The organism is Lysinibacillus sp. NPDC059133 (assembly GCF_042755925.1).
Taxonomy (GTDB): domain Bacteria; phylum Bacillota; class Bacilli; order Bacillales_A; family Planococcaceae; genus Lysinibacillus.
The window spans coordinates 112,467-119,140 of record NZ_JBHZDH010000011.1; the positions used below are offsets into that span (position 1 = coordinate 112,467).

Here is a 6,674-nt window from a genome sequence, read left to right on the forward strand (position 1 = left end):
TTTTGCGCGAAAGCGAAGCGGCAGCGGCAAATGTTTTTTGCGCGAAAGCATAGTGCTAACGCAGCGGCAGAGGTGGGAGTCTTCTATACCTGACGCTACGCTTTCGGTACAAAAAACATTTACTGAATGAAGATAAAAAAACCCCTCAAAAGCACAATTTCACTGTGCCTCTGAGGGGATTGCATTACCCGATTTTTGAACGTAAGTATGCATTAATGAATGGATCTAAATCGCCATCCATCACCGCTCCTACATTACCTGTTTCTTCATTTGTACGATGATCCTTCACCATTGAATAAGGATGGAATACGTATGAACGAATTTGTGAACCCCAGCCGATTTCCTTCTGTTCACCACGGATTTCATCTAGCTGTGCTTGCTGCTTTTCAATCTCTAATTGATAGAGCTTCCCTTTTAACATCGTCATAGCTTTTTCACGGTTTTTAATTTGTGAACGTTCTGCCTGACATTGTACGACAGTACCAGTCGGAGTATGCGTAATACGAACAGCTGAATCTGTCGTATTAATATGCTGACCACCTGCTCCTGTTGCACGATACGTATCAATTTTTAAATCTTCTGTGCGAATATCAATTTCAATATTATCATCGAATTCAGGCATAACATCACAAGAAACGAATGATGTATGACGACGACCCGAAGAGTCAAACGGTGAAATACGTACTAATCGATGGACACCTTTTTCTGCTTGTAAATAGCCGTAAGCATTATGACCCTTAATAGACAATGTTACAGATTTAATACCTGCTTCATCACCCGGAAGATAATCAACTGTTTCTACTTTAAAGCCACGTTTTTCCGCCCAGCGTGTGTACATACGTAGTAGCATTGAGCCCCAATCCTGAGATTCCGTACCGCCTGCTCCTGGGTGTAGCTCTAAAATCGCATTGTTTTGATCATACGGGCCACTTAATAGCAATTGCAGCTCAAAATCGCCCATTTTTTGCTGGAATTCTGCTAATTCATTGCCTAGCTCCTCCTGCAATTCTTCATCAGGCTCTTCTTGCAATAGTTCTAGAGTCATATCTAGGTTCTCGTGTGTTTCCACTAAATCTTTATAGTCATTAACAATTGCCTTTAAGCCATTGCCCTCATTAATGATTACCTGTGCACCTTGCTGGTCATCCCAGAAGCCTGGCTCAAGCATCATTTCATCTAATTCCTGCATGCGTGCCTCTTTATTTTCTAAGTCAAAGAGACCCCCTAAAGTCCGCCAATTTTTTGGCTGAAGTGTCTAACGCGTTACGTACATCTGCTAATTCCATCATTGTTAAATCCTCCGAACGTTATTAATGGGGCACTTTTATGACAACCATTCAGGTTTTTAAAAGCATTAAGAAATGATTTTAAAATACTTCTACCTCACTTCTTTGAAACCCCCGTATCTCTTTATTATAACGTTTTTACGAAGGAAAACATACTTTTTTACGACATAGTTTGTTTTGTTTCAATCATTTTGAACTTCTTCGTCAAAGATCACGTTGTTCGTCATTCGCTGGAATACTCTACCTTGATCATATTGAACTAGTAACTTCGTTCGTTTCTCCAGTTTATATTTTAGTAAATACGCTCTTTGAATTCTGTATTCAAATGATCTGAAACTTAGATCCACCTCAATTTCATAGCCGTTCATAAAAATTACTTTTGTATTCTTTTTATCCATAGCTTGATAGTCCTGGATATGATGAACAGCAAACCATTGACATTCAGGTCGTATATAAGACTTACTTGGAAACCATACAATATTACTTCGTTCATGAACAACTATTGGATTTTTATTCAGCTTTCCTAGGATCATTCTCGAGCCATCGAATGCCCCTCTTAAGCTCGAACCAAAATATCGTAGATTATAATCCATTAATTTTGTTGGTGCTAATTTTGAAATATATTCGTTATCCCTTTCAATTACGCGCGTGCACAAGTTTCCCAAGGCATCATACTCCGGCATATACAGCATCGTTTCGCTACTCATAATGTCATCACATTGCATTGTTAACCCTCCTTTATATTTTCTAGTAAAAAGGAGTATACTAATGAATATATTGGTATACTCCAATGTATTTCCTCGAGAAGGTCTTCCCATGACTACAGTTCTCGAGGATTTTTATCTCCGCATATCAATCACCCCCTCCGCTCCCCATTCTCAAACTTTCAGACTATTGCTTCACATTCATAATAAATCAGAAAAAAGTTATAATCATTACCCTTTTTATTGAACTATTTACCTATTGTTGTAGTATCATATACCTTTTCTGAATTTTCTAATATTTTCACGAACTCTATAACAAAGTATAAATGGACAAACCTTTTCTCGTTGTCCGCTCTCAGGCATTGTGAAGTGCAGTGTGCTTTTGGAAAGGCCCCTCCCTTTCACCGACCTGACTAACATCTAAATTTTCAGCAAGGAGATCGGACGTGAAGATATCCTTAAACATAGAAAAAAAGACCATCTTAACTTATCGTTAAAATGATCTTTTTCGTCATCATACACTTATTGAGCTGCACCATGGCAGTTTTTAAATTTCTTACCGCTTCCACATGGACATAAATCATTACGTCCGACATTTTCAGCTTTACGGGCAGGTTGCTTTTTCGGAGCTGAACCGCCATCCTCTTTCGGATTAACAGCTTGACCTTTTGCAACTTCCTCACGCTCTAAATTATTGTGAATTTCTGCTTTCATCGCATATTTTGCTACATCTTCGCGAATAGAAGCAACCATATCTTCAAACATAGCAAAGCCCTCTTGTTGATACTCACGAAGCGGGTCATTTTGACCATATGCACGAAGATGGATACCTTGACGTAACTGATCCATAGCATCAATATGATCAATCCACTTCGTATCAATTGAACGTAATAAGATAACCTTTTCAAATTCACGCATACGCTCTGATGTCAGATGTTCTTCTTTTTCATCATAACGTACTTGGACAGCGTTCGAAATTAGTTGGTTAATCTCTTCTGCAGATTTACCTTGGAAATCTTCCACCTTCAGAACGCCTTCATCTAATAGGTTTGCAGCGACAAAGTCATCAATCGCTTTTAAGTTCCAATCTTTTTGCTCACCTTGCGTATATACTGCGACAATGTTATCGATTGTTTCTTGAATCATCGACTCAACAAGCACACGCATATTATCAGTTTCTAATACGTCGTAACGCTCCTGATAAATAATCTCACGTTGCTGACGTAGCACATCATCATATTGTAATAAACGTTTACGAGCATCGAAGTTATTACCTTCAACACGTTTTTGAGCTGATTCTACTGCTCTTGAAACAACTTTAGATTGTAATGGCTGTGAATCATCCATCCCTAATTTCATCATCATGTTCTTCATATTATCAGAGCCAAAACGACGCATTAATTCATCTTCTAGTGACAGATAGAATTGAGTAACCCCTGGGTTCCCTTGACGACCAGAACGACCACGCAGCTGATTATCGATACGACGAGATTCATGACGCTCCGTACCAATTACCGCTAAACCGCCAATCTCCATTACACCTTCTCCAGGCTTAATGTCTGTACCACGACCAGCCATGTTCGTAGCGATTGTTACTGCACCCTTCGTACCAGCATTCGCAATAATTTCTGCTTCACGCTCATGGTTTTTCGCGTTTAATACGTTATGTGGGATTTTATGTTTATTCAATAAATCCGAAATAATTTCAGATGTTTCAATAGCAACAGTACCGACAAGAACTGGTTGTCCAGCTCTATGGCGCTCTGCAATATCTGCCGCCACCGCTTTATATTTCCCTTCCATCGAAGCAAAAATTAAATCAGGACGGTCATCACGAGCAATCGGCTTATTCGTTGGAATCGCCACAACACTCATATTATAAATATTACGGAATTCCTCTTCCTCTGTTTTCGCTGTACCTGTCATACCCGAAAGCTTTTGATACATACGGAAGTAGTTTTGGAACGTAATTGTCGCCATCGTCATCGATTCATTTTGAATCTCTACGCCCTCTTTGGCCTCGATCGCCTGATGCAGCCCATCTGAGTAACGACGACCTTTCATTAAACGACCTGTAAAGCCGTCAACAATAATGATTTCGCCCTCTTGCACAACATAATCAACATCATTATGCATACTTACATGTGCCTTTAACGATTGGTTAATCGCGTGGTTTAAACGTACATGTGTTAAATCAAATAGGTTATCAATGCCAAATGCTTTCTCTGCCTTTTCAACACCAGCATCTGTCAGTGTAACACCCTTTGTCGACTCTTCATATGTGTAATCCGTTTCCGCACTTAACATACGAACAAACGCATTAGACTGTTTATAAAGCTGCGCTGATTTCCCAGCCTGCCCCGAAATAATTAATGGCGTACGCGCTTCATCAATTAAAATCGAGTCAACCTCATCGATGACCGCAAAATGTAGCGGACGTTGTACACGTTCCTCTTTATAAAGCACCATATTATCACGTAAATAGTCAAAGCCTAGCTCATTGTTTGTACCATACGTAATATCAGCTTCATAGGCTGCACGTTTTTCTTCTTTTGACAGGCTGTTCAAATTTAAACCAACCGTTAAGCCTAAGAAATTATACAGATGTCCCATTTCCTCAGCATCACGACCCGCTAAATATTCATTGACTGTCACAACATGTACGCCTTTACCAGTAATGGCATTCAAGTAAACAGCCATCGTAGCCGTTAACGTTTTACCTTCACCAGTTTTCATTTCCGCAATATTACCTTCATCTAATGCCGCAGCACCCATAATTTGTACACGGAATGGGTACATCTCTAACACACGCTTTGACCCTTCACGACATACCGCAAAAGCTTCCGCACGAATCGACTCTAAAGGCTCTCCGTCGGCAAAGCGTTTTTTAAATTCTTCTGTTTTCGCTTGTAATTGATCATCTGAAAGCTGTTCCATTTGAGAAGCGAATCCCTCAACTTGGTCAGCGATTTTTTCTAATTTTTTTAGTTCACGTTTATTGAAATCAAATAATTTATTTAATAGGTTTACCATGAATTTTTTCACTTCCTATATAGTCTCAACTTTCATTTTACCATTGTATAACAGATTCATGCAAACAGAGTCCCTAGCCTAAAAAGAATTCAAATCAATTTCGCCTTGGCGTAATTGCGTCCGGATTTTGAATTGTGCTAGCACAATTCAAAATCCGTGACATCTGCCAGAGGCTTATCTTCATTCAGTAGGCGTTTGGTGAAAAGATATACTTGCAATCATTCCATCACCTATAGAGATAAGAATTTTCTACTGAATGAAGATAAAAAAAGCTCCCGCTATGGCGAGAGCCCTTGTGCATATTAAAGTTTAGGTTGTTTCAATTAAGCCGTATTTACCGTCTCTGCGTTTGTAGACAATATTTGTGCCGTTTGATTCTGCATCTGTAAAGATATAGAAATCATGCCCTAGCATATTCATTTGTAAAACAGCTTCTTCTTGATCCATCGGTTTTAGATCAAATTGCTTTGTGCGAACAATAGAGTATTCTTCTTCCTCTGTTGTTGCATCCGCTGCTGCTTGAGAAGTAGCAAAATAAAGGCCTGTACCTTCGCGCTCACGGAATTTACGGTTTACTTTTGTTTTATGCTTACGGATTTGACGTTCTAATTTATCAACGATTAAGTCAACCGCAGCATACATATCATTATGACGCTCTTCTGCACGAAGAGTTAAGTTCTTCATTGGAATTGTAACTTCCACTTTAGTTTGCTTGTCATTATAAACCTTTAAATTTACGTTAGCGTTGGCGTTAACATCTTCGTTAAAATAGCGTTCAACTTTCTCGATTTTGTTCTCAACATACTCTCGAATAGCTGGAGTTACCTCAATATTTTCACCGCGAATGTTAAAGTTTAACATGTAAACTCCTCCTTTATAACTGCTATACTTACTATTTCTACACAAGTGTGCGAAATTCCTCTAAAATAATTCTTTTTTTCACAAAAAAAATTTTTCCTGCATGAGCAGTATTAGCGAAAGCAAAAAAGTTAGGTGAGGGAGCAACAAAATCCCTCCACTGATGAATTTTCACTTTATGAATGGATACTATTTAGTTTTGCCTCATCCGCTTCTTTTCTTCGGCGCAACTTCAACTCTTCGATAATCAAATCTTCAACCGCTTCTTGATTATTAAAATTCACACCATACTGCTTACCATTACCAAAAGGACGGCTCCAAATGACTTCTCCATAAGCTCGTACCTCTCTTGTGTCCAGAACAAAACGTAATTCCAAAGGACGAGGGTTGACACCTAAATCCACCTCAGTAAACATTTTTAAACCTCGCGGACTAATATCAAGCAAATCAGCCATTGCCGTTTGCTCCTGATTGACTCTACCATCCTCATATATGGCAAAAGTCATTTTAACAGGCTCATCGAATTTAAATCGAAAGCCTTCTTGGCGCTTAAATATCATCTTCCCACCTCAATACTATTCTAAACATCTATGTAGCTTGATTATGACACGATGCATGTTTTACATCTAGAGGGAATTAGTAACATATTTTACTGATTAAAGACCTATTTCATGACTAAAATCAAGTATGCCTCGGCATACTTGCGTCCGGAATCGGCTTTGTGCTTGCACAAAGAACTCCTTTCCGATTACGTGACATCCGCCGGAGGCTTTAACAACATTAAGCGGGTGTT

Annotated in this window: 5 protein-coding genes; all 5 read right to left on the reverse strand. The window is 39.0% G+C overall.

Annotated elements, in window-relative coordinates:
* Positions 1-184: 184 nt before the first annotated feature.
* Positions 185-1,286, reverse strand: a protein-coding gene (prfB, locus tag ACFXN8_RS08665) for a peptide chain release factor 2 (protein ID WP_386844360.1) whose coding sequence is annotated in 2 segments (ribosomal slippage) — positions 185-1,213 and positions 1,215-1,286 — 1,101 coding nt in all. Because the reading frame shifts where the segments join, the coding sequence is not laid out codon by codon here.
* Positions 1,287-1,468: 182 nt separating this feature from the next.
* Complete coding sequence (locus ACFXN8_RS08670) at positions 1,469-2,011, reverse strand: competence protein ComK (RefSeq protein WP_386844347.1); 543 nt, start codon at positions 2,009-2,011, stop codon at positions 1,469-1,471.
* 501 nt (positions 2,012-2,512) lie between these two features.
* Positions 2,513-5,023: a preprotein translocase subunit SecA gene (gene secA / locus ACFXN8_RS08675; RefSeq protein ID WP_386844349.1), complete on the reverse strand. Its 2,511-nt coding sequence runs from the start codon at positions 5,021-5,023 to the stop codon at positions 2,513-2,515.
* Positions 5,024-5,332: 309 nt separating this feature from the next.
* On the reverse strand, positions 5,333-5,884 hold the full coding sequence (gene hpf, locus ACFXN8_RS08680; RefSeq protein WP_386844351.1) for a ribosome hibernation-promoting factor, HPF/YfiA family: 552 nt from the start codon (positions 5,882-5,884) through the stop codon (positions 5,333-5,335).
* 173 nt (positions 5,885-6,057) lie between these two features.
* On the reverse strand, positions 6,058-6,441 hold the full coding sequence (locus ACFXN8_RS08685) for a PilZ domain-containing protein (protein WP_386844353.1): 384 nt from the start codon (positions 6,439-6,441) through the stop codon (positions 6,058-6,060).
* Positions 6,442-6,674: the final 233 nt, after the last annotated feature.

What these genes read in the sequence shown, in the direction of transcription:
- secA (WP_386844349.1), bottom strand. Translation starts at nt 5,023, where the DNA reads ATGGTAAACCTATTAAATAAATTATTTGATTTCAATAAACGTGAACTA.
- ACFXN8_RS08685 (WP_386844353.1), bottom strand. Translation starts at nt 6,441, where the DNA reads ATGATATTTAAGCGCCAAGAAGGCTTTCGATTTAAATTCGATGAGCCT.
- hpf (WP_386844351.1), bottom strand. Translation starts at nt 5,884, where the DNA reads ATGTTAAACTTTAACATTCGCGGTGAAAATATTGAGGTAACTCCAGCT.
- ACFXN8_RS08670 (WP_386844347.1), bottom strand. Translation starts at nt 2,011, where the DNA reads ATGCAATGTGATGACATTATGAGTAGCGAAACGATGCTGTATATGCCG.